The organism is Synechococcus sp. BA-120 BA3, assembly GCF_034931285.1.
Lineage (GTDB): Bacteria > Cyanobacteriota > Cyanobacteriia > PCC-6307 > Cyanobiaceae > Cyanobium.
The window spans coordinates 1-1,347 of the sequence record NZ_JAYGHZ010000176.1 but is presented as its reverse complement, the minus strand read 5'-3'; the positions used below and the strand labels follow the sequence as shown (position 1 = coordinate 1,347).

The following is a 1,347-nucleotide window of genomic DNA, read 5'->3' as shown; positions in this document are numbered from 1 at the left end:
CCTCCAGGCTGTCGGGGGCGGCGTGCAGCAGCAGCCGGTGCTCGCCGGAAGCGGCGGCGGGGCAACCGGCGGGCCAGGGCATGGCCGCCGCCACCGGGGCCTCCAGGAGGCAGAGGGCGTTGAACAGCAGGGCGGTGGTGGGTAGATCCCTGGCGGCCTCCAGGGCCTCCTCCCAGCGGCCGAACCCCACCACCAGCTGCTCCCAGGCCACCGCTTCGGTGCTGGCCAGCCGCAGGGCGGTGAGGATCCCGTTGGTGCCGTAGGCGTGGTTGAGGGGGGCGCTGGCGGCGGCGTCGAGTCGCAGCAGCCGCGGCTCGGCCTCCAGCGTCACCACCTCCAGCCCCAGCAGGTGGCCCGGATCGCGCAGGAATCCCCAGCGCAGGGACCCCAGGCCGCCCGATCCGCCGGCGATGAAGCCCCCGAGGGTGGCGCTGCGGTAGGTGCTGGGCGCCAGCCGCAAGGCCCGGCCGTGGGCCGCCAGCTGGCCATCCAGCTGGGCCAGGATGCAACCGGACTCCGCCTCCAGCACGCCGCTGTCCGGGTCCAGCGACCGCAGCCGGTTGAGGCCGCCGATGTCGAGCACCAGGCCCCCGGCCAGGGGCACGCACTGGCCGTAGTTGCCGGTGCCGGCACCCCGGACCGTCAGCGGCACCCGGTGGCGGGCGCAGGCCCCGGCCACCGCCATCACCTGCTCCACGCGCTGCACCTTCACCGCCAGCTGGGCCCGGCGGCCCTTGAGCAGGGCCTCCAGCACGGGGGAATAGTCGTGGAAGTCGGCCGAGAGCCGGCCGAGTTCGGCGGGGGCGAGGATCGGCGTCAGGCCCAGCGGGCTGGCAGCCAGTTCCGCCGCCAGGGCCCCGATCCGTTCCGGATCGGCCGGTGCGGGGACGCTCCCCGGGAAGGTGATGTCAGGCATGGCAGGCGGCCAGGAGTGGGGACGGTTCTTCGCAGGGGGGAGGCTCCAGCCAGCGACCGGCCCGCAGCACCCGCCGCCGGGGGGGGCGGGCCAGCAGCTCGGTCCAGGAGGTGGCCCCCAGCACGAGGAGATCGGCCGGGGCCCCTTCCCGCAGCACCCCGTCCCACTCCAGGCCCAGCAGCTGGGCCGCCGCGGTGCTGAAGGGACTGAGCCCCAGGCGGCGCCAGGGCATCAGGTGGCTCGAGGCCAGGCTGAAGCGCAGCAGGGCGATGGGATCGAAATCCCCCCCCGGGAACCAGGGATCCTGGACGTTGTCGCCCCCCACGGCCACGGTCACCCCGGCCTCCTGCAGCGGGCGGATCGGGGCCTGGGGCCGCAGGGACGGCGTGCGGCGGTGGTGCTTGCCCAGCAGCCAGAGATTGGTGGTGGGC

General features: G+C 75.4%; 1 protein-coding gene and 1 pseudogene. Both read right to left on the bottom strand.

The features are described 5' to 3' along the window. A partial coding sequence (locus VB737_RS07050; RefSeq protein WP_500312212.1) for an FAD-binding oxidoreductase occupies positions 1-916 on the bottom strand: 916 nt, incomplete at its 3' end. Beyond that, positions 909-1,347: pseudogene (locus tag VB737_RS07045) on the bottom strand (amidohydrolase family protein); the annotation flags it as partial. The pseudogene VB737_RS07045 and the gene VB737_RS07050, both read right to left, overlap by 8 nt.